This is a genomic window from Reyranella soli (assembly GCF_007992495.1).
GTDB lineage: Bacteria > Pseudomonadota > Alphaproteobacteria > Reyranellales > Reyranellaceae > Reyranella > Reyranella soli.
The window spans coordinates 20,432-46,564 of sequence record NZ_BKAJ01000003.1 but is presented as its reverse complement, the minus strand read 5'-3'; the positions used below and the strand labels follow the sequence as shown (position 1 = coordinate 46,564).

The window sequence follows — 26,133 nt, the reverse complement described above, 5'->3', positions numbered from 1 at the left end:
ATGACGCGGCAGTCTCTGCTCATCGTCGGTTTGTTGGTCGCGGCGTTTCCATCCTTTGCCCAGCAACAGAAAGTCGGCGCGCCGCCGGAAGCCTCGAACATGCGCCTGGTCGGCTGGACCGACCTGCAGGCGCGCAGCGCTTACCAGCCCACCATCCATCGCCAGGGCGATCGTTGGATCGCCTATGTCGGCCATCACGGCGGCACCGACGACATCGCCGAGCCCGTCAATCCCATGACCGGCAAGCCCGAGCCCAACGGCACGTCGATCGTCGACGTCACCGATCCCGCCAACCCGAAATACCTGCGCCACCTGCCCGGCCAGCCGGGCAAGTACGAGGCGGGCGGCGCGCAGATGGTGCGCATCTGCGACGGCTCGGCCCTGCCCAAAGGAGACCGCGCGGCGGTCTACATGCTGCGCACCTTCGGCGGCGAGGCGCATGAGATCTGGAACGTCGCCAATCCGGCCGAGCCCGTGCTGGTGATACGCATCGGCGGACTGAAGGACACGCACAAGAGCTGGTGGGAGTGCGACACCGGCATCGCCTTCCTGGTCGGCGGCGCGCCCGACTGGCGCACCAAGCGCATGACGCAGATCTACGATCTTTCGGACCCGAAGAACCCGGTGAAGATCCGCGACTTCGGCCTGGTCGGCCAGGAGCCGGGCGCCACCGGCACGGTGCCGACCGACCTGCACGGGCCGATCTCGACCGGGCCGCAGGGCAACCGCGTCTATTTCGGCTACGGCACCAACAAGGGCGGTATGCTGCAGATCGTCGACCGCGAGAAGCTGCTCAAGGGACCGAAGGAGCCGACGCCGGCCAACCTCGCGGCGCCGGAGGTGGCGCGGCTGGTGATGACGCCATGGACCGGCGCGCACACCACCTTCCCCATGCCAAAAATGCCGGTGGCCGAGTTCGCGCGCGACAAGGACGGAGCCGAGCGCGACATCGTCATGATCGTGAACGAATCGATCCTGAACGAGTGCGCGGAAGCGCGGCAGATGGTGTGGTTCGCCGACCTGTCGATCGAGAAGGCGCCGATGATGGTGTCGAACTGGACCGTGCCGGAGGCGAGCGGCAATTTCTGCCAGCGCGGCGGCCGCTTCGGTGCGCACTCCTCCAACGAGAGCATGGACCCGGTCTACTACAAGAAGATGGCCTTCATCGCCTTCTTCAATGCCGGCGTACGCGCGCTCGACATCCGCAATCCCTTCCAGCCCAAGGAAGTCGGTTACTTCATCCCGGCGATCACCGAGAAGACCGACAAGCGCTGCGTGAAGGTCGACGGCCAGGACCGCTGCAAGACGGCGATCCAGACCAACAATGTCGAGACCGACGCGCGCGGCTACATTTACATCGTCGATCGCGCCAACACGGGCATGCACATCCTCGAGCTGGGCGGCGAGGCGCGCACAGTGGCGGGCCTCAAATAGGCGGGGCATCCCATGAAGCGCCGCACGGTCGTCCAAACATCGCTCGCCGCGGGCCTGGTGGCCGGCATGGTGGCGCTCAACCTGAGTGAAGACGACCCACCGTCGCTCAGCAAGGACGCGCCGTGGCGACCGACCAACTGGCCGTTTCCGCGCGACGCGTGGCCCCAGGGCCGCGCCTGGCGCCGCGGCACGCTTGAAGTCTATCTCCGGCCCAAGCTCGGCTTCTGCGGCAACTGCGAGACCGGCGTCACCACCGACGAGGAGGTCGACCGGGTGACCGACGTCGACCTGCTCGACCAACGCTTCGCGCCGGTCAAGGAAGGCCTCGCCGTCCGCATCGGAGCGCTGTCCGGCCGCGCGCGGCTCTATCGCTACGAGCTCGCGAACGGCACGACGCGCCATGTCGAAGGCATTGCTGTCTCGCAGAAGTGCGATCTCGTCATTGCCGTGATCGCCGGCAATCTCGTCGACGAGAGCGAACGCACCTCCGCCTACCGGCATCTCGAGTCGAGCACGGTGCAGGACTGGATCAGCCAGGCACTCGGCGGACGTTGAGCTACTGAAGACGCGCTTTCATGCACGCCCCTGCGGCCATCGCGTTCTCGCGCGCGTCGTCGCGGCCGATCTTGCCGTCCATGGCGAGGGCTCGCGTCTGGTACTCGACCACCGATTTCACCGTCTCGGACGTCGGGTTGGTGGCGGTGACCACGGCAAAGATCGCCTTGCCATCGCTCGTCAGGCCAGCCGCACAGGTCTCGCCTGCCGGCCCGTCCGCCCGCGCCGTAGCCGCCAGGCCCGCCATGGCGAGCACCAGCGTCGCGGTCATGATCGTTCGCATCTGATTTCCTGTCGGCGAGTGGAGCGCACGGATGTTCGTTGTTCAGCGGACACGATCTGCTCGGCCGCTTCCAGCCGAGCAGATCGTGCTTTAGCGACGACCGGCGCGATTGACCGGGCCGCCACGATTCATCTCGCCCTCGGCGCCGTCTCTTCCGACGCCAACGCCGGGCTCAACGCCGACGCCCCGCGCGCCCACGCCAACACCGGGAGCGACACCGACACCGGCTGCGCCGGCACCAACGCCCGGAGCGACGCCAACACCACGCGCGCCCCAGCCCTGAGTCGGCTCCCAAACACAACCCTGCGGCGTGCCATCTGCATTACAGTAAACTCTGGCTTCCGCCGAAGACGCAACCAACGCTAGTCCAAGCGACGCGCCTGCAATCAACCGAAACATGATTTGGTCCCAATCTAAAAAAATCTGCTTTATAGGGCTGGTGACTGAGGTGGCTACGCGGCCTGCCATGCGCAATGGGCGTTGTCGACGCCGGCGAACAATAGGTGCCCCGCTTCGCCCCGCCGCAGCAACCTGGAGGTGTCAGGTCGGCCGGGACTTCGTCGCGCCAGTGCGCGGGCAACGGTCGTCTTCCGCCAAACGCGATGAGCATCGCTACCCTAACCCCAGACTTCTCTCGCGACCTCCACGCAGCGGCCGAGCTTCGCCCACTGTTCATCCTCGGCGAGCAGGTTGCCCTCCTCGGTGCTGGCGAAACCGCATTGCGGCGAGAGGCAGAGCTGATCGATCGGTGCGAACTTGGCCGCCTCGTCGATGCGGCGCTTGAGCTGGTCCTTGCTCTCCAGCTCGCCGGTCTTGGAGGTCATGACGCCCAGCACGACCTGCTTGCCCTTCGGCAGGAAGCGCAGCGGCTCGAAGCCGCCAGCGCGCTCGGTGTCGTATTCCATGAAATAGGCGTCGACGCCCATCTGGTTGAACAGGATGTCGGCGACACGCTCGTAACCGCCCTGCGCCATCCAGGTCGAGCGGAAGTTGCCGCGGCAGAGATGCATGGAGATGATCATGCCGGGCGTGCGGCCGGCGCAGGCGGCGTTCACCAGGTCGGCATAGACATGCAGCAGCCGGTCGGGATCGTCGCCGCGACCGCGCAGGTACCCGCGCTGCGCCTCGTCGCAGAGGTACGCCACGAACACTTCGTCGAGCTGCAGGTAGGTGCAGCCCGCCTCGCCGAAAGCGCGCACCGCCTTGCCGTAGGCGCGGCCGAGATCGGCGAAGAACGGATCCATCTCGGGATAGACCGACTTCTCGATCGCCTGACGGCCGCCGCGATAGTGCAGCGCCGTCGGCGACGGGATGGTCATCTTGGGCACAGACTTGGCGACCGACTTCAGGTACTTGAAGTGGTCGATCATGGGATGTGACGCCGAGAAGTCGATCTTGCCGTGCACATGCAGGCCCTCGGCCTTGGTCTGCGTGCCCTTGAACTGCAGGCCCTGGGTGACGCTCACCAGCTCGACGCCGTCGAGCTTGGCCAGGAAGTCGTAATGCCACCACGAGCGGCGGAACTCGCCGTCGGTCACCGCCTGCAGGCCGATCGATTCCTGCCTGGCCACCAGCTTCTTGATCTCGGCATCCTCGACCGCCTTCAGCTCGGCAGGCGTGATCTCGCCGGCCAGCCGCTTGGTGCGCGCGTCCTTCACGGGTGCGCTGCGCAAGAGACTGCCGACCTGGTCGGCACGGAAGGGCGGCGTGGTACGTTGCATTGTCTTCTCCTTCTTGCCGGACCGCGGGCCTCCAGGCCCGCTCATGATTCATGAGCGGGCCTGGAGGCCCGCGGTCCAATGAGCTAAGCCGCCACGCCGAGGGCGTTGCGAATGGACGTGTGGAAATGGACCAGCGACGGCTCGTTGCGGCCGTAGATCACCTCTTCTGTGGCGCCGGATTCGAAGCCGATCTGCATGCGCTCGCCCAGCGGGAAGTCCTCCTCCATCACCGTGCGGATGGCGATGTCGCGGTTCTTCTCCCAGTAGGCGTCGGGCCTGTCGCTGTCCTGGGGCTTGTAGATCGTCATCTCGACATCGCAGCGGCTCGCATCGTCACGGTCGGGGAAGGCGCGCCAGATCTCGATATGGTCGACCTGCCAGATCAGGATGGTGTTGGGGAAGAGCTGGTAGATCGAGATGACGTGCGGGCGGTAGTTGCGCTCGCCCTCGGCCACCGGGCGCACCGTGTCGATCGAGGTGCGCGCCACGCACATGCGGCCGTGCAGCCCGGCGCCGTCGAAGGTGCCGACATTGCCGATGAAGTACGGCGCGATCGTCTTCCGATGCAGATGCGGGATGTGATAGCCCTCGAGGAAGGTGTCGATGGCGAACTTCCAGTTGATGCGAGGGGCGACTCGGTCGGCCGAGAAGATCGGATAGGTGTCGAGCTTCAGCGCCGCGAGATCGGGCACCAGCGCACCGAGATCGGCATCGATGTCGATCGCTCCGCTCTCGCCCGCGCCGATCGGCTTGGGCCGCACGAACATGAGGCCATGGCGCTCGGCCACCGGCAGGCGCACCAGGCCGTGGCTTGAAAGATCGATGCCGGCGAAGCCCACCTTGTCGGTGGTGCCCAGAAGCTTGCCGGCGCCATCGTAGGTCCAGCCGTGATAGGGACAGACGAAGGCGCGGGCGTTGCCGCACCCGTGCGCGACCGGCGCGCCGCGATGGCGGCAGATGTTGGCGAAGGCGCGGACCTCGCCGTCGGCGCCGCGGGTCATCAGCACCGGCATGCCGGCGACATCCTCGGTGAGATAGTCACCAGACCTGGGCAGGCGCGTCGACAGGCCCATGAAGACCGGCCGTTCGCGGAACAGCCGGTCACGCTCCAGCGCGGCACGCTCGCGGCAAGAATAGGCCGAGACGCGATTGCGGAACATCGCCTCGGCAAGGTCGGTGGTGCGGCCGTCGATGTGGCCGAGCAGCCGCCTCCCGACGGCCAGTTCTTCTTGTCTGTTCATGGCTCGAATCTTAGGACGCGGCCGCGGCCGCCGCCAGTGCGCGGACGATGATCTCCCGGGGCTCGAGACCCGCTTCACGCATGGCGCGGATGGTCATGTCGCGGTCGCGCTTGGCGAAGCGGCGGCCCGAGGCGTCGGTCAAGAGCTTGTGGTGGGCGTAGCGCGGCGTCTCGTAGCCCAAAAGCTTCTGCAGCAGGCCGTGCACGTGGGTCGAGGGCAGGACATCGACGCCGCGTGTCACCAGGGTGATGCCCTGCAGATGATCGTCGACCGTGACCGCCAGATGGTAACTGGTCGGCGTGTCCTTACGCGCGATCACGAAGTCGCCCATCAGCAATGGCTCGCCCTCGACGCGGCCCAGCGTCTCGTCGAAGAAGTGATAGGGGCCGGCTTCCCGCGCTGCGCGTTCGGCGTCGAGGCGAAGGCAGTGCTCCTGCCCGGCGGCGATCCTGTCGCGTCGCTCCTGCACCGACAGACGGCGGCAGGTTCCGGGATAAAGCGGGCCATCGGGTCCATGCGGCGCGTTGGCCGAGGCCGCGAGCTCGCGCTCGATCGCGGCGCGGCTGCAGAAGCAAGGATAGATCAGGCCGCGCGCGCCGAGCTGGTCGAGCGCCTTGCCGTAGGTCGCGAAGTGCTCGGACTGGCGGCGCACTTCACCGTCCCAATCGAAGCCGAGCCACCTGAGATCGTCGAGGATCGCCATCTCGAACTCCCGCTTGCAGCGACGGATGTCGATGTCCTCGAAACGCACCAGGAAGCGGCCATGGGCCTCGCGCGCGCGATGCCATCCGGTCCAGGCCGAGTAGGCCGAGCCGAGATGCAGCTCGCCCGTCGGACTGGGCGCAAACCGCGTGACGACCGTCATGCGCGCGACTGTTTGCCGTCGACGAAGTCCAGGAGCAGGCCGGGCATGCCCTTGACCGGCGACGCCGGCGGCTCGGCCGTGCGCAGCTCGACGTAGAGCGCCGCCGATCGCTTCAGGGCCTCGGCGATGGAGCGATGGCCGGTGCTGGGCAGCGTCGGCGCCAGCAGCGCCTTGGCGCCCTCGACGTCCTCGACTCGCCGCACGCCGCGCGGTTTGCGGCCGGCATTGCGCTGGAGCATTGCACCCAGCACCTGGTCGCGGAAGAAGTCGAGCCCGCCGATGGCTTCGAAGTGTTCGCCGCGCAAGAGCTTGGTCGCAACGTAGTGCAGCCACACCCAGGCGCGGTCCTCGTACCATTGGGCATCGCGGCCGCGGCCCGAGACCGTCATGCCGGCCAGGCGCCGTTCGAGATCACCGGTGTCACGCGCCCACAGCACCACGGGGTGCTCCGACAGCGCGGAAAGATCGCCCGGCGTGATGAACTTGAGATCGACATGTAGCAAGGGCGGGCCGAACAGGCAGATCAGCAGGCGCGGCTCGCCGACATGCTCGCCGCCGAACGCCGCCAGCAAAGGTCCGAGCCGGGCGGCGAACGCCTGGCGCTCGGCCATCGCCGCAGCATGATCGTCGGCGCGCACGACGATCACGAAGTCGAGGTCGGAATGCTCGTCGAAGCCGCCGTAGGCCAACGACCCGGTTCCCAGCAGCGCCTCGAAGTGCCCGTCCGCGCGCGCAGCCGCGATGACGCGTTCCAGCATGTGTGCGTGCAGGTCGGGAAGGTCGAGTTTCGCCAGGCCCATGGCGTGGAACTTACAGTTCTGCCTCGCGGCGTGCTATGCCGGCCGCATGGCTCAAGTGGTTCTCGATGCCGCCAATCTCAAGAAGGCGATGCGGCATCTGGCGAAGGTCGATCCGGATTTCGCGCGCGCGATCAAGGAGGTCGGGCATCCCGAGTTGCGCGAGGTGCCGACGGGCTTCGGCGGCCTGATGCGCTCGATCGTGGGCCAGCAGGTCTCGGTTCATGCCGCGCGCAGCATCTGGCTCAGGCTAGAAGCCGCGGCTCCCAGCATGGAGCCGGCGGATTTCCTGGCGCTGAGCGACGAAGACCTGCGCGCCGTCGGCCTGTCGGGCGCCAAGATGCGCTACGGCCGCAGCCTCGCCACCGACATCGTCGAGGGCCGCATCGACTTCGCGACGCTCGATGCGCTCGACGACGAAGCGGCCATCGCCATGCTGTGCCAGGCCAAGGGCATCGGCCGCTGGACGGCCGAGATCTACCTGATGTTCGCCCATGGCCGGCCCGACATCATGCCGGGCCTCGATCTCGGCCTGGTGATCGCGGCCCAGCATCTCAAGAAACTGCGCAAGCGTCCCGATGCGAAACGGCTGGTCAAAATCGCAGAGCAGTGGCGGCCCTGGCGCAGTGCAGCGGCACTGCTGCTCTGGCACTATCGCCGCAACATGCCGGATTGGAGTGCGAAGGCGCCCAAGGTGGAGACAAAAACGAAATGACCAAGCTCGAAGGCGCCAGCTACGGCCCGCACAACGAGGGCAAGGCCGGACACATGGTGATCCTGCTGCACGGCTATGGCGCCGACGGCAACGATTTGATCGGTCTCGCGCCGGTGCTTGGGCCGTTGATGCCCGACGTGATCTTCTACGCTCCCAATGCGCCGCAACCATGCGAGGGCAATCCTTTCGGCTACCAGTGGTTTCCCGTCTCGCGCCTCGACCCGCAGCTGGCGCTAGCCGGCGTGCGCGGCGCGGCGGCCGATGTCGATGCCTTCCTCGACGAGAAGATGGCCGAGCACGGGCTGGACGAGAGCAGGACGGCGCTGGTCGGCTTCTCGCAGGGCACGATGATGGCCTTGCATATCGGCCTGCGCCGCACCAAGCCGCTCGCCGGCATCATCGGCTTCTCGGGCATGCTGGCAGGACCGGAGGTCCTGAAGGACGAGATCAAGTCGCGCCCGCCGGTGCTGCTGACCCACGGCGACCAGGACCAGATGCTGCCGCATATCCTCAGCCAGCGCGCCGCCCAGGTGCTGGAGCAGAACGACGTGAAGGTCGGCTTGCACATCGCCGAAGGCGTCGGCCACGGCATCAACGACACCGGGCTGTCCGCCGCTGCGCGCTTCCTGTTGGAAGCGTTCAAGCTCCCGGTGCCGAAATGACCGACGGCCTCTGCAAGCCGGGCTTCGAGCGCGTCGCCGAGGCCTTCCGCAAGAATTTCGATGCCAACGGCGAAGTCGGCGCCTCGGTGTGCCTGACCGTCGGTGGCGAGACGGTGGTCGACCTGTGGGGCGGCATTGCCGACCAGAAGACCGGTACGCCGTGGACCAAGGATACGGTCAGCATCGTTTTCTCCTGCACCAAGGGCGCGACGGCGCTCTGCGCCCACATGCTGGCGAGCCGCGGCAAGCTCGATCTCGATGCGCCAGTCGCCGAGCTGTGGCCCGAATTCGCGAAGAACGGCAAGGAGCGCGCGACCACGCGCATGATGCTCGACCATTCGGTGGGCGTGCCGGCCCTGCGCACCAAGGTGAAGGACAGCGGTCCCTACGAATGGGATTATATGACCGGCTTGCTGGCTGAGGAGGCGCCGTTCTGGGAGCCCGGTACGCGCAACGGTTATCAGGGCTTCGTCTTCGGCTGGACGGTGGGCGAGATGGTGCGCCGGGCCGCCGGCATGTCGCTCGGCACCTTCTTCCAGAACGAGATCGCCAGGCCGCTGGGACTCGATTTCTGGATCGGCCTGCCCGAGGAGATCGAGCCGCGCGTCGCGCCGATCACCCCGTTCGTCTACAAGCCGGAGCAGGCCAAGACGCCGTTCATGATCGATCTTGCGCTCAAGCGGGACTCGCCGGCGGCGTTGTTCTTCTTCAACGTCGGCGCCTGGCGGGCCAGCGGCGCCAACTCGCGCGCCGGCCATGCAGCCGAGATCGGCGCGGCCAACGGCATCACCAATGCGCGTGGGCTCGCCGGCATGTATGCCCCGCTGGCAAACGGCGGCGGCAGGCTGGTCGATGGCACGACCCTGGCCCGCATGGGCGAGGTCTCGATGGCGACGCACGACGACGCCACCTTGCGCATCCCGACGCGCTTCGCGCTGGGCTTCATGAAATCGATGGACAATCGCAAGCGCAGCGTCGGCGCGAAACTGTTCGGTCCTGACGTCGACAGCGTGATCATGGGCAGCGCCGCCTTCGGCCATGTCGGCGCCGGCGGCTCGCTGGGCTTTGCCGATCCCGTCGCCGGTCTCTCCTTCGGCTACACGATGAACCGCATGGGCCCCGGCCTGCTGATGAACGAACGCGGCCAGGCGCTGGTCGACGCGGCCTATCTTTCGCTCGGCTACACCAACAAGGATGGCGGGGTGTGGGTGAAGTGACCCGCTGACGATCCGTCGATGATCCCCGTCCTTCGTCCCCTGAAAGACCCCGCCGTCGCCACGGTGTGGTCGGGGCTTGCCGCCTCGACCATCGGCGAGGACCTGTTCCGTGTCGCCGTCGTCTGGATCGCCGCCGGGCAGATCGGCAACGCCGCGGGTTACGTCAACGCCGCGCAGTATGGCGCCATGCTGGCGGTCGGCCTGCTCGGCGCCTCGCTGTTCGACCGCTGGCGCGCCGATCGCGCCATGATCGGCGCCAAGTATGCCAGCGCCGTGCTCGCGCTGCTGCCCGTCGCGGGCTTCTACATCTGGGGCATCTCGATCCCGCTGCTGGTGCTGTCGGTGATGGGCCTCGCCGCCATGCGCATGGTCTTCAATCCGGCGCTGCAGTCGGCCGTGCCCGTGCTGGTGAAGGACCGCGAGGCCCTGCAGGCGATCAACGGCCTGTTCGACGCGACCTTTCGACTGGCGCGGCTCATCGGGCCCGTGCTGGCGGCCGTGTTGAACGCGCTTTTGCCGGTGATCCACTTCCTGTCGGTGACGGCGGTGGGGTTCGTGGCGTCGGCCGTCGCGGTCTGGATGGTCCGCGATCGCGTCGTCGATCCGGCGAACAAGCCGCGCGTCGGCCGCGGCGGCTGGCGCGGCGCCTGGGATGCCCTGCTCGACGGCGCGCGATTGATGCTGAGCGAGCCCACGACCGGCGCGCTGCTCCTGGTCAACGCCTTCGCCAACGGTCCGTGGAGCGTGGCCTTGCAGCTCGCTATCGCCCTGATGGTGGTCGAGCACGACCCGCACCTGTTCGGCTTCCATGGGCTGGCGGCGCTCGGCCTGATCATCGGCACCATCGGTGTCGGCGACGTCATAGGCAACCTCGTGGCAGGCAGCGTGCGCTTTGCGCGGCCGCTCTCGACCATGTTCCTGGGCTACGTCGCCATGGGTTTGGGCTTCGTCCTGCTGGCGCTCGCGGCCTGGGGTCTGCCCAACCCCTACAAGCTGCCGGGCATGATGCTGTCCGGCATGGTCGCAGGCCTTGGCGGGCCGTTCTTCTTCATTCCCATGATCACGCGCATGCAGACGACCTTCCGCGGCGCCGAGATCGCCCGCGTGTTTCGCCTCAGGCTCGCCATCATGGCGGGCTCGATGCTGGTCTTTAACCTCGGCGCCACGCCGCTTTTCGACCTGATCGGCCCGACGCACACCGAGTTCTATCTCGGCCTGCTGCTACTGGGGCTGGGCGTGGTTGGTCACTTCTATTACCGGCGGCGCGAGATCGAGCCGGAGCGAACCCCCAGGATCGTCGCCGATCTCGAATGAAAACAGATGGTTGCAGACGGTCTTGAGTTGCCTCGAGACCGTACGACCTTCACCCGGAACTTTCTCACCCAAGGCACCTCGACGTGCTATGGAGATCGTCATCACACAGAATTGGAGAGCTTCATGGCCAAGAAACCTGGCGCGCGCGCCCGGGCGGAATTCGTTTTCTTCAACGTAACCTACGAAGACGGCTCGCAACGCTCGAATCGTCGGGTTCCCGCCGACGCCCTGGCCGACGGCGATGCCGGTGCACGTGGTGTCATCGAGGAGCAGGACCGGGCCGTAGCGGAGAAGTCGGGCATCCCTCCCCTCGCCATCAAGACCATCAACAGAGCCGCCTGAACCAGCGCGCGCGAGGCCTGAAGAATCCTCTTGCGGGAAACAGTGTGTATTGATAGCGTCGGATAAGTACACAGCGTTACCCTTAACCGACGAGCGGAGCGCGCCATGGCCAAGGCCTTCCCGACCGACAATCCCTTCCTGCACGGCTATTACGGCCCGGTGAACACCGAGGCCGATGCCGGCCACCTGCACATCACCGGCGAGATGCCCCGGGAGCTCTGCGGCACGCTCTACCGCAACGGCCCCAACCCGCAATTCGCGCCGCGCGGGCCGTACCACTGGTTCGGCGGCGACGGCATGATCCACGCCTTCCACATCGAGAACGGCAACGTCTCCTACCGGAACCGCTGGGTGCGCACGCCCAAGTGGGAGCTCGAGAACAAGGAGGGCGAGGGCCTTTCCGGCACCTTCAATAATCCGCGTTACAGCGATCCGCGTATCTTCCAGATGAACTCGACCATCGCCAACACCAACATCGTCTGGCACGGCGGCAAGCTTCTGGCGCTCGAGGAGGCGCACGCGCCCTTCTCGCTTGACCCTGCGAGCCTCATGCCCGTCAACGGCGGCTACGAGACCTTCGGCGACAAGCTCAACGGGCCGTTCACCGCCCATCCCAAGCTCGATCCCAAGACCGGCGAGATGGTGTTCTTCGGCTACTCGGCCAAGGGGCGCTTCACCAAGGAAGTGAGCATCCAGACCGTAACGGAAGACGGCCAGATCACGCGCGCCGAGGTCCTCGACGGCCCCTTCCCCAGCATGATCCACGACTTCGCGGTGACGCGGAACTGGATCGTGCTGCCGATCTTCCCGCTGACCTCGTCTATGGAGCGGGCGATGGCGGGCCTGCCGCCCTTCGCCTGGGAGCCCGACAAGGGCACGCACATCGCCTTCATCCCGCGCAACGGCACTGTCGCCGATGTGAAGTGGATCAGTGCGCCGCCGAGCTACGTCTTCCATCCGATGAACCACTACGAGACCGCCGACGGCAAGGTCGTGGTCGACGTCATGAAGTTCGACGTGGCCCCGCTCTTCCCGTTGCCCGACGGCAAGCCGTCGTCGCCGACCACGCCGCAGGCCCGGCTGTTCCGCTGGACCTTCGATCCGTCGGGCCAGGCCAACACCTTCAAGGAGGAGCAGCTCGATGACCGCGCCGGCGAGTTCCCGCGCTTCGATGAACGCTTCTGCATGAGCGACTACCGGCACGGCTGGATCGTCGCCGGCAACGTCGTCGACACGCGCACCGGCGAGCCGCGCATGGACGGCATCACCCACTACGACCTCAAGACCGGCAAGAACGAGGCTTTTGCCGGCGAGCAGGCCGACCGCTTCGGCGAGCCGATCTTCGTGCCGCGCAGCGACGATGCTCCCGAAGGCGACGGCTGGGTGCTGACCGTGGTGTGGCGCGGCAAGGAAGGTCGCAGCGACCTCGCCGTGTTCGAGGCGACCGACATCGCCAAGGGACCGGTGGCGCTCGCTCATCTCAGCACCAAGGTGCCCGCAGGCTTCCACGGCAACTGGCGGCCCGGCCCGCTCTAAGGAGACGACGATGATCACCGTCCACCATCTCGAGAACTCGCGTTCGCAAAGGGTGCTGTGGATGCTGGAGGAGCTTGGCCTCGACTACGAGGTCAAGCTCTACAAGCGCGAGCCGACGATGCAGGCGCCGGCGTCGCTGCGCGCCGTGCATCCGCTCGGCAAGTCGCCGGTGATCACCGACGGCGACAAGACACTGGCCGAATCGGGCGCGATCCTCGAGTACCTGGTCGAGACTTACGGCAACGGCCGGCTGGCGCCCCAGCACGGCACGCCGGAGCGGCTGCACTACACCTACTTCCTGCACTACGCCGAAGGCTCGCTGATGCCGATTCTGTTCATGAAGCTGGTGTTCAACCGCCTGCCCGAGCGCGTGCCGTGGGCGATGCGCCCGGTGGCGAAGATGATCTCCAACGGCGCCGACAAGGCGCTGCTCGGCCCGCAGGTCACCAACCACTTCGCCTTCCTCGAGAGCGAGCTGCACAAGCGCGAGTGGTTCGCGGGCGCCGAGCTCACCGCGGCCGACGTGCAGATGAGCTTCCCGATCGAAGCGGCCGATGCACGCGTCGGCTTCACCGGCAAGCTGCCCAAGCTCAGGAGCTTCGTCGAGCGCGTGCAGGCGCGGCCGGCCTACAAGCGTGCGCTGGAACGAGGCGGGCCGCAGACCTTCCTGAAGTGAACCCGGTCGTGCTAGGCCGGCTCGAACACTGAAATAGACATTCCAAGGAGCGAAATCGTGGCTCTTCCCGCCCTGCTGCGCGACAACCTCTCGATCCCTGTCGTCGGCGCGCCGTTGTTCATCGTCTCCAATCCCGACCTGGTGATCGAGCAGTGCAAGGCGGGCATCGTCGGCTCCTTCCCGGCGCTGAACGCGCGGCCCAAGGAAATGCTCGAGGAGTGGCTGAAGCGCATCACCTCCGAGCTCGCCGAGTACAAGGCCAAGCATCCGACGGCCAAGGTCGCGCCGTTCGCGGTCAACCAGATCGTGCACAGCTCCAACGACCGCCTGCAGCACGACATCGATCTTTGCGAGAAGTACAAGGTGCCGATCCAGATCACTTCGCTGCGCGCGCCCGACGACGTGGTGAAGTCGGCCAAGCGCTACGGCTGCCTGGTGTTCCATGACGTGACCAACGTGGTGCACGCCAAGCGCGCGCTGCAGGCGGGTGTCGACGGGTTGATCCTGGTGTGCTCGGGCGCCGGCGGCCACGCCGGCCGGCTGTCGCCGTTCGCCCTGGTGCCGGAAGTGCGCCAGTTCTACGACGGCTGCCTCCTGCTCTCGGGCTCGATCGCCAACGGCGCGTCGGTGCTGTCGGCCCAGGCGGTCGGCGCGGACCTCGCCTACATCGGCACGCGCTTCACGGCCAGCAAGGAAGCCAACGCGACCGACGGCAACAAACAGTGCATCATCGAGTCGAGCGGCGAGGAGATCGTCTACACCAACCTCTTCACCGGCGTGCACGGCAACTACCTGAAGCGCAGCATCGCTGCAGCCGGCCTCGACCCCGATGACCTTCCTGTGGCCGACAAGAGCAAGATGAACTTCGGCTCGGGCGGCAACACCAAGGCGAAAGCGTGGCGCGACATCTGGGGCGCCGGCCAGGGCGTCGGCCAGATCTTCGACGCGCCGCCGGCAGCCGAGATCGTGGCGCGCCTCAAGGCCGAATACGAGGCCGCCCGCGCGGCTCTCTTTGCCGGCGAGACGGTACCGACCAGCCTGAAGCAGGCGGCAGAGTAGTTTCTGTCGTCCTGAGCGTAAGCGAAGGACCTCATCGCCGTTTGCAACGGGCATGAGATCCTTCGCTGCGCTCAGGATGACAGGTGGGGTTGCCCCTGCTAGGGAACGACCCGCATGATCCGTAGCCTTTATGACTGGGTGATCCGGCTCGCGGCTCACCCTCGCGCCCTTCCTGCGCTCGGCGTCATCTCCTTCCTGGAAAGCTCGGTCTTTCCCATCCCGCCTGACGTGATGCTGATCCCGATGGTGCTGGCCAATCGCGCCAAGGCCTTCACCATCGCGGCCGTGTGCACCGTCTGCTCGGTCGTGGGCGGCCTCCTGGGCTACGCTATCGGCTACTACTTCTTCGAGACGCTGGGCGAATGGGTGGTCCGGACATACGGCCTGCAGTCGGGCCTGGCCGCCTTCCGCCACGGCTTCGAGCAGTACGGCATCTGGATCATCCTGATAAAAGGCCTCACCCCCATCCCCTACAAGCTGGTGACCATCGCCTCGGGCGCGGCCCACTTCGACCTGTTCACGTTCGTGTGGGCGTCCATCGTGACGCGTGGCGCGCGCTTCTTCATCGTGGCAGCCTTGCTGTGGAAGTTCGGCGAGCCGATCCGGACCTTCGTCGAGAAGCGCCTGACGCTGCTCACGTGGTTGTTCCTGATCGCCCTGATCGGTGGGTTCGTCGCCTTCCGCTACATCTTCTAGGTCGCGTGCATGACCCTCGCTGAACGTCTTCCCCTTCCCAGCAAGCTCGGCCTTCTCGCGGCGCTGGGCAGCGGCGCCTTGCTGGGCGGCGCCTACTATTTCCAATACGTCATGGGCCTCTCCCCCTGCGAGATGTGCTACTGGCAGCGCTATCCGCACATGGTGGCGATCATCGTCGGGCTGCTGGCGCTCGCCTCCTTCGCTTGGCCGCGGCTTGCGCTGGTGTTCATGCTGACCGCGATCACGGCCTTGATCGTCACGGCCGGCATCGGCGTGTTCCATGTCGGCGTCGAGTATCATTGGTGGGCCGGCCCCCAGGCCTGCTCCGGCAACGTGCCGAAGGGGCTGACGCCCGAGCAGCTCAAGAAGTACCTGTTCGGCGCCAAGATGGTCCGTTGCGACGAGACCGCCTGGGCGATGTGGGGTATCTCGATGGCCGGCTGGAACGCGATCCTGTCGGGCGCCCTCGCCTTCGTGCTGGCCTCGGGCGTCGCGAGTTGGGTGAGAGAGCGTCGATGAAAACCGGCGAAACCCGCAATCCCGGCGATGCCGAGCCGCGCGAGCTGATCGAGCGCACCATCCGCGTCGACCAGGCGGGCGAGTTCGGCGCCGTGCGCATCTACCAGGGCCAGCTCGCAGCCATGCGCTGGACCGGCCGCTCCAACAGCGAGGCCGGCCGCAAGATCGCCGCCATGGCGCGCGCCGAGCGCGAGCACAACGAGGTCTTCGACCACCTGCTGGTCGAGCGCCGCGTGCGGCCGACCGTGCTGCAGCCGCTGTGGAGCGTCGCGGGCTTCGCGCTGGGCGCGGCGACGGCGCTGATGGGCGACAAGGCGGCGATGGCCTGCACCGTCGCCGTCGAGGAAACGATCGACGAGCACTATGCGCATCAGGCCGCCGCGCTGGGCGACGACGAGGCCGAGTTGCGCGGCACCATCGAGAAGTTCCGCGCCGAGGAGATCGAGCACAAGGAAACGGCCCTCGCCGCCGGCGCCGAGCAGGCGCCGGCCTACGAGACGCTGACCTCGGCCATCAAGGCGGGCTCGCGATTGGCGATCTGGCTGTCGACGCGGTTTTAACGGGAGCGCATGAGCGGGCCGGAGGCCCGCGCTCCCAATCAGGTCTGATCCAGCTCGCTGTCCCAGTAGAGGAAGTCGCGCCAGCTTTCGTGCAGGTAGCCGGGCGGGAAGGCGCGGCCGTTCTCCTGTAACTCCTGCGTCGTCGGCTCCGACGGATAGCGCTGCAGCAGCATGCCGATTTCCTTGAGGAGCTGGTTGCCCTTCAGGAGATTGCATGGGCTGCAGGCGGTCACGACGTTGGTCCACGCCGTACGTCCGCCGCGCGACTTCGGCACGACGTGATCGAAAGTAAGCTCGTTGGTCGCGAAGTCGCCGCCGCAATACTGGCAGTGGAAACGATCGCGCAGGAACACGTTGAACCGCGTGAACGCCGGCCGCCGTGCCGCCGGCACGTATTCCTTGAGCGCTATGACGCTCGGCAGCCGCATCTCGAAGGACGGGCTGTGGATCTTGCGCTCGTATTCGGAGATCACGCTGACGCGGTCGAGGAACACGGCCTTCACCGCGTCCTGCCAGGACCAGATCGACAATGGAAAGTAAGACAGGGGTCGAAAGTCGGCGTTGAGCACCAGCGCGTGACAGGATTCGAGCCCCGGCGTCACGGCTAGCCTCGGCGCCGTTGAGCGGGTCTACTGCGGAAGTCGAGTCGGTCGAAAGCCCGGTCGAACATGCCGCGCATTGTGGCAAAGTTTTTCTAAAACACAACATGTCGATAAGCGGTTCATCGACATGCAATCGAACGATAATATCGCCATCACAGGAGGGAACCTTATCGTGGACACCGTCACCAACATCGCCCGTGCAGCAAGTTTTCCCCTGCCTTCGTCGGATCTCGAATCGCTCGGCTTCCGCAAAGGCCAGATCGACCGGCTGATCGCCCTGATCGAACGGCATGTCGCGGAAAACCGCTATCCCGGCTGCCAGATCGCGCTCGCCCGCCACGGCAAGCTCGCGCTCTATAAAAGCTTCGGTAACGCTGTCACCGAACCGAAACCGCGCGCGGCGGCAGACGACACGCTGTGGCTCCTCTATTCCAACACCAAGGTGGTGACGGCCGTCACGCTGTGGGCGCTGGCCGAGCGCGGGCTGTTTTCGTTCTCCGACAGGATCGCCGATCACGTGCCGGCTTTCGCCAAGCACGCCAAGGGCAACATCACGGTTCTGCAGACCATCACGCACCAGGGCGGCTTCCCCAACGCGGTCGTCGGCAAGGATGCATGGGCCGACCACAAGCGGCTGCGCGAGGTCGTGTGCGACTTCCCGCTCGAATGGACGCCCGGCTCGAAGGTCCATTACCACGGGTTGTCGGCGCACTGGACCTTGGGCGTGCTGATCGAGGCCGTCACCGGCAAGGACTTTCGCGACGTCATCCGCGAGACCGTGGCCGAGCCGCTGGGCCTCGGCCGCGAGCTTTTCGTCGGCCTGCCCGAGGCCGAGTTCGGCCGCGCCGCCGACATGCACGAAACAGTACCCGGCGATAAGGGGCCCAACGGTGAAGGCATGCGCCGCGACGGGGATGCGAACACCGCCGAATGGCGCAAGGGCGGCGCACCGGGCGGCGCGGGCTACGGCACGGCGCGCGCCATGGCGGCGCTCTACCAGATGATGCTGGCGGGCGGCGAGCTCAACGGCACGCGCATCCTTTCCCCTCGCACCCTGCAATACGCCATCCGCAACCACACCGGCGATCGCGTCGACGAGTTCATGGGCATGCCCATGCATCGCGGCCTGGGGCCGCATCTGCGCGGCACCACGGCCAACATCCGCGGGCTCGGCGCCTTCGCCAACCCGGGCGTCTTCGGCCATGGCGGCGTCGGCACGTCGTACTGCTGGGGCGATCCGGAGTCGGGCGTGTCGTTCGCCTACGTCACCAACAACCGCGTTCCCGACCCCTGGCACAGCAAGCGACTGGATCTCGTCGCCAACTTCGTGCACTCGGCCATCTTGCCGTAGCCTCTCCGGCGCTACTGCTGCTGCAGGCGCACGCGCACGCACTCGGCGGCGGGGATGGCGTTGGCTTCCGCGTCGTCGCGCGAGATCTGGCCGCCCATCACCATGCCGCGTGCCTGCGAACGCACCGTGTCGCGCAGGGTCTGTAGCGTCGGGTTGGCGGCGACGGTGGCGGCATAGATCTGCTTGCCGACCGCCGAGAGGTTCGACGCGCAGGCGTCGCCCTTCGCCACGTCGCCCCGTGCCGTCGCCGCGAGGCCGACCAGCGCCAGCAAGATCATCGTCATCTTCCTGAACATCACTTGTCTCCTCCTTCGCTACCTGCTGAGCCGCTCCCGTTCGCCCGCTTCGGCACCAAGCGCCGCCATGGCGAGCGCCAAGGATGCCACGGAAAATATCATCACGGCCGCATATCCGCCGGTCCAGTCGTGCAGCAGGCCGCCGATCCAGGCGCCCAAAAATCCGCCGAGGCCCATGCCGATGCCGATGAAGCCGTAGATGCGGCCGAAATGGGCGCCGCGATAGCGCAAGGTCGCGAGCGTCGAGATCATTGGTCCGCGCGAGCCCATGCTGCCGCCGAACAGCAGCACGTAGACCCAGAGCCAGAGATCGTCGCCCGGTGTACGCACCATGGCGAGCGCACAGACGCCCGCGATCGAGCAGGCATAGGCAAGGATGGCCGCGATCTTGCGGCCGCCGCGATCGGCGAGCCACGAGAAGCCGATCATGCCGAGCGGCGTCAGGAAGCCGGCGACGGCGATGGCCCGCGCGGCATAAGCGCCGTCGAAGCCACGTTCCAGCAGATAGACCACGGTCTGCGGCACGATCGAGAAGATGCCGAGCGAGGTGAAGCCGAACGACGCGGTCAGCGCCCAGAACGGCCATTCGCGCACCGCTTCGCCGACGGTCGGCCCGGGCTTGTCGGTCGCGCGCGCCGGCACCAGGCCGGATGCACCGCGCGCGATGCGTTGCCACGGCAGAACTACCAGCAGCGGGATGAAGGCGGCGCTGATGATCGAGAACACGCTGTAGGCATGCCGCCAGCCGTCCGTTGCGATCAGGTGCTGGGCGAGCGGCAGCATACCCATGGTGCCGACACCTGCGGCCGACCAGGCGACGGCCAGCGCCACGCCCAGCCGATTCGCCGGGAACCAGCGGCCGAGCAGCGTGGCGCTGAGCACGCCCGCCAACGAGGCACCGGAAAAGCCCATGACGATGCCGAGCGCGACATAGAGGTGCCAGATCTCCGTGGCGAACGAGGCCGACAGGGTGGCGAGCGCCGCGGCCGACATGCCGATGACGGTGAGCGCGCGCAGACCGAAACGATCGACGATCCAGCCCGAGATCGGCGCGGCGATGCCGCCGACCAGCAGCGCGAAGCTGTAGATCAGCGTGACCGCACTGCGGCTCGCATCGAAGGCGCCCTGCAGCGCCGGCACGAAGACCACGAAGGTGTCGCTGATCGAGCGGCTCGCCACGCCCAGCGCGAAGCACAGCGCCACCAGCGCCCAGGGCACGAACCGCGTCATCGGCTTCACCCTTGCATCGCGGGCGAGGCGTCGGCAAGGTCCGCGGCGCCAGGGAGTTTTGATGGACGACACGCTCATCATCGAGCCGCGCTTCAACGGCCCGCGCCTGTCGGGCAACGGCGGCTATGTCGGCGGCGTGATGGCCGGCCGCTTCACACAAGCCTTCGGCGGTGACGGCACGGTCGAGATCACCTTGCGCGCGCCGATCCCGATCGACCGCGCGCTGCAGGTCGTGCGCGACAGCGAGGCGCTGCTGCTGCGCGACGGCGACACGCTGATCTGCGAGGCGCGTGCCGGCTCGGTGGCGCATCTGAAACCGCCGCCTGCGCCGACCGACTGGGACGACGTGCTGCGCCGCGCCAAGACCGGCGGCTCGCCCGAGGACAGCGACTTCACCTGGTGCGTGGTCTGCGGCCGCAAGCGCGGCGAGGGCGATGGCCTGCGCGTGTTCGGCACCTCGGGGCCGCAGCCGGGCTATTCCCTCTCCTGCTACCTGCCGCATGCCAACCACGCCGACGATGCCGGCCGCATCAGGCCGGAGTTCGTGTGGGGCACGCTCGACTGCCCGGGCGCCTTCGCCGTGCAGGACATCGACGACATGCGACCGGCGGTGACCGGACGCATGACCGCCAAGGTGATCGAGCCGCCGAAAGTCGGCGAGCGCTGCGCCGTGGTCGGCTGGAAGATCGGCGAGGACGGCCGCAAGCTCTATTCCGGCACCGCCCTCTACACCGAGGCCGGCCGGCTGTGCGCCGTCGGCACCTGCACCTGGATCGTGCTGAAGGATTAGACTGGGAGCGCGGGCCTCTGCCCGCGCTCCCAGAAAGCTTAACGCTCGCGCACGAAGATGGTCGCGACCTCGTCGCTGTAGGCGCGGCGCCAGCCGGGCAGGCGCGCCAGCAACCGGTTGGCAGCCTGCTCCGGCATCAGCAATGTCCAGTCGATGGTGTAGCGATCGAGCATCGCCTCCAGCGGCTCCTCGCCGCGCAGCGCCACGGCCTCGACATGGCGCTTGACGAAGTCGCCGCCATAGAGCTCGCCGCGGCCATCGATGAAGGTCGGGATACCGGCGCTGATCAGATAGCCGCCGAAGCCGTAGTGATTGAACACGCGGCCCTTGGTGAGGCCGGCGTCGCGTGCGAAGGCGATGGCGGCGGTGGGCGAATTCTCGAGTGGCGGTGCGACGCGGCCGAGCCCGATCAGCACGCCCGCCAGCAGGCCCGCGACGCCGAGGCAGGCCGCGAGCCCCGCCGGCCCCGACGGACGGGAGAACATGTCGAAGCGGCCGGACGCCCGCGGCTGCGCGGCGATCGCCGGGAACTGCCGCGCCAGCAAGGGCGGTCGCGAGCGGCGCCAGTGTCGCCATGAGCTCGGCGTTGCGGGCGTACTGCAGGAAGAGATGCACCAGCCCGAGCACGATCAGCAGTCGAACGAGCGGCAGCTTCAGCCCGCGCGACAGCGCGAGGTAGAGCGCCACCAGCAGCACCAGCTCCTGCAACGGCTGCTTCTGGAAGTCGGGCAGACGCCACTCGGTGATCAGGCGCAAGGCCTCGCCGAAGCCGAAGATGCGCGACGTCACCAGGATCGATTCCGGTTCATAGGGCGTGATGCAGGCCGCCACCAGCGCGGCAACGCCGAACTTGGCCCAGGCGACGAACAGGGAGCGCCTCTCGGCGGCGTCTCGCGCACCGACCAGGGCATCGAGCGCGAAGGCTCCCGCCAACAGCAGGCCGAGCGTGAAGCCGCCATGCATGTTGGCCCACAGGAGCATGACCAACAGCAGCCAGAGATCGGGCGCCCGGCGCTGCTCGACGGCACGCACCAGGCCCGCGACCCACAGGAGGATCAGCGGGAACACCAGCATGTGCGGGCGGGCCAGCAGGTGCGGCGCCGTCATGACCGCCGCGGCCGCCGTGAACAGCGGCGCCGGCAACGGCCGGATGTCGCGCATCAGCAGGCGCGGCAGCAACGCGAAGGTGAAGCCGATCACGGCGGACGCAAGAACGGTCACGCCGCCCCAGCCGCCGAGGTTGAAGGCCAGCGCCAGCAGGATCTGCGACAGCCACTCCTTGGCGATCCAGGGCTGGCCGGTGAAGGTGAAGGAGTAGGCGTCGACCGTGGGCACCGCGCCGTGCGCCAGGATCCAGTTGCCGACGGTGATGTGCCAATGCGTGTCGGGGTCGCTCAAGAGCGGCAGGCCCGACGGGTTGTTCAGGAACACGAACACCGCAAGGCCGATCAGGACCGGCCACGACACCGCCCAGATGGAGCGGGCGCCCGAGCGGGAGGACGTCCTGCCGCGAGCTGGCTCGAGAGAAACGGAGGGGCCGGAAATGTCGGCCATCAGTAGCTCCGAAAATACTGAAAGAAATTGATATAAAGGATTGATATACAACATTTTTCATGGGCGTACCAGTACCAGCGATCGTCGGATATACCGATCGGTGATGCGACATCTGGTGCTGATCGGCGGCGGCCATGCCCACGTCCACGTCCTGAAGCAGTTCGGTGACAGGCCGCTGGCGGACGCCGAGGTGACGCTGGTCGGCCGCGATATCGAGACGCCCTACTCCGGCATGATCCCGGGCTTCGTCGCCGGCCTTTACAGCTTCGAGGAGTGCCACATCGACCTGGCACGGCTCTGCCAGCGGGCCCACGCGCGACTGGTCCATGCCGAGGCGACCGGCATCGATCGCGCGGCGCGGCGCGTGCTCCTGAAGGATCGGCCGGCGCTCGACTACGACCTGCTGTCGATCGACGTCGGCTCGGCGCCCAACGTCGGCACGATCGAGCGCGCGGAACAAGGGGCGATCCCGGTGAAGCCGATCGCCGAGCTGGGCCGACGCTGGCTCGAGTTCTGTGGCCGCATGGAGACCTGGCTGGGGCCGCTCAACGTCATGGTGATCGGCGGCGGCGCTGGCGGCGTCGAGCTGGCGCTGGCGATCGACCATCGGCTGCGCGACGTGGCGAAGGCAGCCGATCTGCAGGTGACGCTCGTCACCAAGGACGAGATCCTGATGGGCCAGGCGCAAGCGGCGCGCCGGCGATTGCGGGCGATCTTCCAGCGCCGCGGCATCCGGCTGCTCGAGCAGAGCGGCGCTGAGCGCATCGAGCGCGGCGCGGTCCGGCTGGCGGACGGCCAATGGCACCAGGCCGACGCAGTGTTCGTCGTCACCGAGGCGAGTGCCGCGCCGTGGTTCGCCGATACCGGCCTGCCGCTCGACGAGCGTGGCTTCCTGGCCGTCGACGCCACGCTTGCCTCGACTGGCGATGACCGCATCTTCGCCGCCGGCGACTGCGCTACCGTGCTCGAGCACCGCCGGCCCAAGGCCGGCGTCTTCGCGGTGCGCCAGGGGCCGCCGTTGGCCGACAACCTGCGGCGCGTGCTCAACGGCGAGCAGCCGCAGCCCTTCGTACCGCAGCGTCGCTATCTCTCCATCCTCGGCACGGGCGATGGCCGTGCCGTCGCCACGCGCGGCAGCTGGGCGATCGAAGGACGATGGGTGTGGTGGTGGAAGGACCACATCGATCGCAAGTGGATGCGGATGTATCGCTAAAGGGTTCGCAACCTCGGCGATGCTGCAGCGTTGCCCGACGCGAGTCACGCAGGGGACAAACGACAAATGGCCAAGAACAGGATCGTCGACACCGTCGCCGATGCAGTGGTGCGCGCCGAGCTGGCGATCGTGAGGACCGGTCGCCAAGCGGTCCAGGCAGTCAATCGCAAGATCGGCGCCGGTAAGCGCAAGGTCACGACCAAGAAGAAGGCGGCGAAGAAGTCCACCCGCAAGGCCGTGTCGCGGGCCAAGCGCAGCGTCCGGAAGGTCGCACGAAAGGTCGCACCCAAGGCCGCCAGGAAAGCCGCCAAGCGCGCACGCCGCTAGACTGCCGCATCCGCGACGGAGGTGAGCATGGCGCACGCCAAGGCAAGCATCGGCACGACCAACTACCAGACCGCCATCGTCACCGGCCATCACCGGCTGACTGCAGACGAAGGACCGGCGTTGGGCGGCAAGGATGTCGGGCCGGGGCCCTATGAGCTCCTGACCTCGGCGCTGGCGGCGTGCACGGCAATCACGCTGCGGATGTATGCCGAGCGCAAGCAGTGGCCGGTGACGGCGGTGCACGCCGACGTGCATTTCGTGCGCGAGGGCGACAAGCAGCACATCGATCGCGTGCTCACCATCGAGGGCGGAGTCGACGCCGAGCAGAAGAAGCGCATGGCCGACATCGCCGAGCGCACGCCGGTGACGCTGACCTTGAAGGGTGGGCTGGAGATCAGGACGACGCTGGCGTGATGGAAGCGCGGGCCTCCGGCCCGCATCATCAGCGGGCCGGAGGCCCGCGCTCCCAGAAGGCGTCAGCCCTTTTTCTTCTTCCACTCCTCGTAGTCGCGCTTGGCTTCCTCGCCGGCGGCGGGGAACAGGCCCTTGAGGGAGCGGCCGCGCGCCACTTCGGCTTCGGCGAACTCCTCGTAGTGGTAGGTGTCGAGCGCTTCCTGGGCCACCGCCTCGACGATGTCCGGCGGGATCACCAGCACGGCATCGCGGTCGCCGACCACGATGTCGCCCGGATAGACGGCGACGCCGCCGCAGGCGATCGGCAACTGCAGGTCGATCGGCCGGTGGGCGATCGGGCTCGGCGGCGAGGACGGCCGGCGATGGTAGGCCGGCAGGCCGGTCTTGAACACGCCGTCGGTGTCGCGAAAGCCGCCGTCGGTGACGATGCCCGCGGCACCCCTCGCCTTCAGCCGGCCGACATAGAGGTCGCCCGCCGAGGCCGCCCGCGAATCGCCGCGCGAATCGATCATCAGCACATGGCCGGGCGGGCATTCCTCCATCGCCTGCGGCTGGATGGTCGAGCGGTTCTTGGAGGTGGGACCGTCCATGTCCTCGCGCGAGGGAATGAATCGCATGGTGAAAGCGATGCCGACCAGGCGCGGCTGCTCGGGCCGCAGCGGCCACACGTCGAACAGCGTCATGCTCTTGAGGCCACGCCGGTTCAGCACGCCGGTCAGCGTCGAGGTGCCGACCTTGGCCAAGGCCTCGCGCAGATCGGATGAAAGCGTCGTCATTGAAAATCCTCCCCTTGGGTTGGCGAGACCCTAGCCGGCCGCGGGGAACTCCGGCAACGGCCGTCTCCGCGAGGTGGTTTCGTTGCAGGCGGTCAGCTACTGTCCCCGCATGCGTGTCGAAATCCTGTGCACCGGCGACGAGATCCTCACCGGCAAGACCATCAACACAAACTACAGCCACATGGCGCGGCGGCTCGGCGAAGTCGGGCTCACCGTGCACTGGGGCACCACCGTCGGCGACGACCGGGAAAGCCTGCTGCAGGCCTTTCACCAGGCCGGCGAGCGTGCCGACGCGGTGATCGTCAATGGCGGGCTCGGCCCCACCGTCGACGACCTCTCCCAGGAGGTGGCGGCCGAGGCGTGCGGCGTCCCGCTGGTGCTGAACGAGCACTGGATGACGCGCATGGAGCAGAACTACGCGCGGCGCGGTCGCGTCATGCCGCCCAACAACAAGAAGCAGGCGATGCTGCCGGAGAACGCCGAGTTCATCGACAATCCGATTGGCACGGCCTGCGGCTTCGCCGTCACCATCGGCAAGGCCCGTTTCTTCTTCACCCCGGGCGTGCCGCGCGAGATGCGCCTCATGCTCGAGGAACAGCTGATCCCGCGCCTGCTCAAGATCGGCGGCATCACCGGCGTGACGCGGCTGAAACGCTTCCACACCTTCGGCATCGGCGAGTCGCGCGCCGACGGCATGCTGAGCGACATCCCGGCCTTCCAGAACGGCCACATCAAGCTCGGCTTCCAGGCGCACTATCCCGAGCTCGAGACCAAGCTCGCCATCCATAGCGACAGCGAGGCCGACCTGAACATCAGGCTGGCGCCGGTCGAGGCTGAGGTGCGCAAGCGCCTCGGCAACTTCATCATTGCCGAGGACAACCAGACGCTGGAGGGCGTGGTGCTGGCGGCGCTGCTCGAGCGCGGCCTCACCCTGGCCACGGCGGAGATGTTCAGCGGCGGCCACATGGCGGCGCGGCTGGCGCCCCTGCCCGGCGCCGAGAGGATCTTCCGCAAGGGCGTCGTCACGCGCGATCCGGGCGAGCTCGGCATCAACGGCGTGTCGGCCGAGGCCGCGCAATCGGTCGGCCGCAAGCTGCGCGACGAAAGCCGCGCCAGCCATGCGCTCGCCCTGCTGATCGACCTCGACGAAGGCCCCGAGCGGCCCGATTTCGGCGGCACGGTCTGCATCGGCATCGCCGACGGCAGCGGCACTGTCGCCCGCCAGGCGCGCCTGATCGGCAACCGCGACTGGATCCGCGCCGGCGCGGTCGAGATGGGGCTGGACTGCCTGCGCCGTCACCTGCTCGGCCTGCCGGTCGACGAGCGCATCGACTTCGAGCGACGCTGACGCCTGCACTGCAGGCGGCTTGCGGGGGGAATTAGCGCAG

General features: G+C 67.3%; 30 protein-coding genes. 20 read left to right on the top strand and 10 right to left on the bottom strand.

All coding sequences use genetic code 11. The features are described from left to right. Positions 1-1,434 (top strand): LVIVD repeat-containing protein, encoded by a 1,434-nt coding sequence (locus RSO01_RS00355; RefSeq protein WP_147145016.1) that lies wholly within the window; start codon positions 1-3, stop codon positions 1,432-1,434. 12 nt (positions 1,435-1,446) lie between these two features. Further along, positions 1,447-1,989 (top strand): hypothetical protein, encoded by a 543-nt coding sequence (locus RSO01_RS00350; RefSeq protein WP_147145014.1) that lies wholly within the window; start codon positions 1,447-1,449, stop codon positions 1,987-1,989. Between the two features lies 1 nt (position 1,990). Here the strand turns inward: RSO01_RS00350 and RSO01_RS00345 are convergent, their stop codons facing one another. The 5 genes from RSO01_RS00345 to RSO01_RS00320 form a co-directional block, all read right to left on the bottom strand. Further along, positions 1,991-2,272: a hypothetical protein gene (locus RSO01_RS00345; protein WP_147145012.1), complete on the bottom strand. Its 282-nt coding sequence runs from the start codon at positions 2,270-2,272 to the stop codon at positions 1,991-1,993. A 617-nt stretch (positions 2,273-2,889) separates the two neighbouring features. Next, a complete protein-coding gene (locus RSO01_RS00335) occupies positions 2,890-3,993 on the bottom strand; it encodes a 5-methyltetrahydropteroyltriglutamate--homocysteine S-methyltransferase (RefSeq protein WP_147145010.1) in 1,104 nt (367 codons plus the stop codon). An 83-nt stretch (positions 3,994-4,076) separates the two neighbouring features. Next, positions 4,077-5,234: an aromatic ring-hydroxylating oxygenase subunit alpha gene (locus RSO01_RS00330; protein WP_147145008.1), complete on the bottom strand. Its 1,158-nt coding sequence runs from the start codon at positions 5,232-5,234 to the stop codon at positions 4,077-4,079. 10 nt (positions 5,235-5,244) lie between these two features. Beyond that, positions 5,245-6,099, bottom strand: a complete 855-nt coding sequence (gluQRS, locus tag RSO01_RS00325; protein ID WP_147145006.1) for a tRNA glutamyl-Q(34) synthetase GluQRS — start codon at positions 6,097-6,099, stop codon at positions 5,245-5,247. After that, a complete protein-coding gene (locus RSO01_RS00320; protein ID WP_147145003.1) occupies positions 6,096-6,899 on the bottom strand; it encodes a nucleotidyltransferase domain-containing protein in 804 nt (267 codons plus the stop codon). The genes gluQRS and RSO01_RS00320 overlap by 4 nt, the downstream gene beginning before the upstream one ends. A 46-nt stretch (positions 6,900-6,945) precedes the next feature. On the opposite strand from RSO01_RS00320, the gene RSO01_RS00315 reads away from it, so the two are divergent. The 11 genes from RSO01_RS00315 (at position 6,946) to RSO01_RS00265 (ending at position 16,192) form a co-directional block, all read left to right on the top strand. Continuing rightward, on the top strand, positions 6,946-7,611 hold the full coding sequence (locus tag RSO01_RS00315) for a DNA-3-methyladenine glycosylase family protein (RefSeq protein WP_174825905.1): 666 nt from the start codon (positions 6,946-6,948) through the stop codon (positions 7,609-7,611). Further along, a complete protein-coding gene (locus RSO01_RS00310) occupies positions 7,608-8,273 on the top strand; it encodes an alpha/beta hydrolase (RefSeq protein ID WP_147145001.1) in 666 nt (221 codons plus the stop codon). Before RSO01_RS00315 ends, RSO01_RS00310 begins: the two co-directional genes overlap by 4 nt. Next, a complete protein-coding gene (locus RSO01_RS00305) occupies positions 8,270-9,490 on the top strand; it encodes a serine hydrolase domain-containing protein (protein WP_147144998.1) in 1,221 nt (406 codons plus the stop codon). Before RSO01_RS00310 ends, RSO01_RS00305 begins: the two co-directional genes overlap by 4 nt. An 18-nt stretch (positions 9,491-9,508) precedes the next feature. After that, positions 9,509-10,804: an MFS transporter gene (locus RSO01_RS00300; protein ID WP_147144996.1), complete on the top strand. Its 1,296-nt coding sequence runs from the start codon at positions 9,509-9,511 to the stop codon at positions 10,802-10,804. Between the two features lie 123 nt (positions 10,805-10,927). Further along, positions 10,928-11,146 (top strand): hypothetical protein, encoded by a 219-nt coding sequence (locus RSO01_RS00295; RefSeq protein WP_147144994.1) that lies wholly within the window; start codon positions 10,928-10,930, stop codon positions 11,144-11,146. A gap of 105 nt (positions 11,147-11,251) precedes the next feature. Beyond that, positions 11,252-12,682 (top strand): carotenoid oxygenase family protein, encoded by a 1,431-nt coding sequence (locus RSO01_RS00290; RefSeq protein WP_147144992.1) that lies wholly within the window; start codon positions 11,252-11,254, stop codon positions 12,680-12,682. A 10-nt stretch (positions 12,683-12,692) separates the two neighbouring features. Then, positions 12,693-13,358 carry a glutathione S-transferase family protein gene (locus RSO01_RS00285; protein WP_147144989.1) on the top strand — a complete coding sequence of 222 codons (666 nt, stop codon included), beginning with the start codon at positions 12,693-12,695 and terminating at the stop codon, positions 13,356-13,358. Positions 13,359-13,415: 57 nt separating this feature from the next. Beyond that, a complete protein-coding gene (locus RSO01_RS00280) occupies positions 13,416-14,417 on the top strand; it encodes an NAD(P)H-dependent flavin oxidoreductase (protein ID WP_147144987.1) in 1,002 nt (333 codons plus the stop codon). 114 nt (positions 14,418-14,531) lie between these two features. Further along, positions 14,532-15,113, top strand: a complete 582-nt coding sequence (locus tag RSO01_RS00275; RefSeq protein WP_147144985.1) for a YqaA family protein — start codon at positions 14,532-14,534, stop codon at positions 15,111-15,113. 9 nt (positions 15,114-15,122) lie between these two features. Further along, entirely contained in the window at positions 15,123-15,632 is a 510-nt protein-coding gene (locus tag RSO01_RS00270) for a disulfide bond formation protein B (RefSeq protein WP_147144984.1), read from the top strand. Further along, a complete protein-coding gene (locus RSO01_RS00265) occupies positions 15,629-16,192 on the top strand; it encodes a demethoxyubiquinone hydroxylase family protein (protein ID WP_147144981.1) in 564 nt (187 codons plus the stop codon). Before RSO01_RS00270 ends, RSO01_RS00265 begins: the two co-directional genes overlap by 4 nt. A gap of 38 nt (positions 16,193-16,230) precedes the next feature. On the opposite strand, the gene RSO01_RS00260 is transcribed toward RSO01_RS00265, so the two are convergent. Further along, complete coding sequence (locus RSO01_RS00260; RefSeq protein ID WP_147144979.1) at positions 16,231-16,794, bottom strand: HNH endonuclease; 564 nt, start codon at positions 16,792-16,794, stop codon at positions 16,231-16,233. A gap of 172 nt (positions 16,795-16,966) precedes the next feature. On the opposite strand from RSO01_RS00260, the gene RSO01_RS00255 reads away from it, so the two are divergent. Beyond that, on the top strand, positions 16,967-18,145 hold the full coding sequence (locus RSO01_RS00255) for a serine hydrolase domain-containing protein (protein ID WP_170302763.1): 1,179 nt from the start codon (positions 16,967-16,969) through the stop codon (positions 18,143-18,145). Between the two features lie 11 nt (positions 18,146-18,156). Here the strand turns inward: RSO01_RS00255 and RSO01_RS00250 are convergent, their stop codons facing one another. Together RSO01_RS00250 and RSO01_RS00245 are read right to left on the bottom strand one after the other, a co-directional pair. Further along, positions 18,157-18,441, bottom strand: a complete 285-nt coding sequence (locus RSO01_RS00250) for a hypothetical protein (RefSeq protein ID WP_147144975.1) — start codon at positions 18,439-18,441, stop codon at positions 18,157-18,159. Between the two features lie 18 nt (positions 18,442-18,459). After that, on the bottom strand, positions 18,460-19,671 hold the full coding sequence (locus RSO01_RS00245; RefSeq protein ID WP_170302762.1) for an MFS transporter: 1,212 nt from the start codon (positions 19,669-19,671) through the stop codon (positions 18,460-18,462). 61 nt (positions 19,672-19,732) lie between these two features. Here RSO01_RS00245 and RSO01_RS00240 point away from each other — a divergent pair, with 61 nt between their 5' ends. Beyond that, positions 19,733-20,461 (top strand): hotdog fold domain-containing protein, encoded by a 729-nt coding sequence (locus RSO01_RS00240; protein ID WP_147144972.1) that lies wholly within the window; start codon positions 19,733-19,735, stop codon positions 20,459-20,461. A gap of 38 nt (positions 20,462-20,499) precedes the next feature. Here the strand turns inward: RSO01_RS00240 and RSO01_RS00235 are convergent, their stop codons facing one another. Beyond that, a complete protein-coding gene (locus RSO01_RS00235; RefSeq protein WP_147144970.1) occupies positions 20,500-20,946 on the bottom strand; it encodes a hypothetical protein in 447 nt (148 codons plus the stop codon). Here RSO01_RS00235 and RSO01_RS00230 point away from each other — a divergent pair. The 4 genes from RSO01_RS00230 (at position 20,945) to RSO01_RS00215 (ending at position 23,969) form a co-directional block, all read left to right on the top strand. Next, complete coding sequence (locus tag RSO01_RS00230) at positions 20,945-22,021, top strand: hypothetical protein (RefSeq protein ID WP_147144968.1); 1,077 nt, start codon at positions 20,945-20,947, stop codon at positions 22,019-22,021. The two genes, RSO01_RS00235 and RSO01_RS00230, sit on opposite strands and share 2 nt — an antisense overlap. Before the next feature lie 97 nt (positions 22,022-22,118). Further along, complete coding sequence (locus RSO01_RS00225) at positions 22,119-23,228, top strand: FAD-dependent oxidoreductase (protein WP_246157912.1); 1,110 nt, start codon at positions 22,119-22,121, stop codon at positions 23,226-23,228. Positions 23,229-23,294: 66 nt separating this feature from the next. Beyond that, the gene (locus tag RSO01_RS00220) at positions 23,295-23,555 is read left to right on the top strand and encodes a histone (RefSeq protein WP_147144964.1); all 261 of its coding nucleotides are present in this window, start codon (positions 23,295-23,297) and stop codon (positions 23,553-23,555) included. Between the two features lie 27 nt (positions 23,556-23,582). Then, positions 23,583-23,969 (top strand): OsmC family protein, encoded by a 387-nt coding sequence (locus RSO01_RS00215; protein ID WP_147144962.1) that lies wholly within the window; start codon positions 23,583-23,585, stop codon positions 23,967-23,969. A gap of 62 nt (positions 23,970-24,031) precedes the next feature. Here the strand turns inward: RSO01_RS00215 and RSO01_RS00210 are convergent, their stop codons facing one another. Continuing rightward, the gene (locus RSO01_RS00210; RefSeq protein WP_147144960.1) at positions 24,032-24,745 is read right to left on the bottom strand and encodes a ribonuclease activity regulator RraA; all 714 of its coding nucleotides are present in this window, start codon (positions 24,743-24,745) and stop codon (positions 24,032-24,034) included. A 109-nt stretch (positions 24,746-24,854) separates the two neighbouring features. Here RSO01_RS00210 and RSO01_RS00205 point away from each other — a divergent pair, with 109 nt between their 5' ends. Further along, positions 24,855-26,093, top strand: a complete 1,239-nt coding sequence (locus RSO01_RS00205) for a CinA family nicotinamide mononucleotide deamidase-related protein (RefSeq protein ID WP_147144958.1) — start codon at positions 24,855-24,857, stop codon at positions 26,091-26,093. Positions 26,094-26,133: the final 40 nt, after the last annotated feature.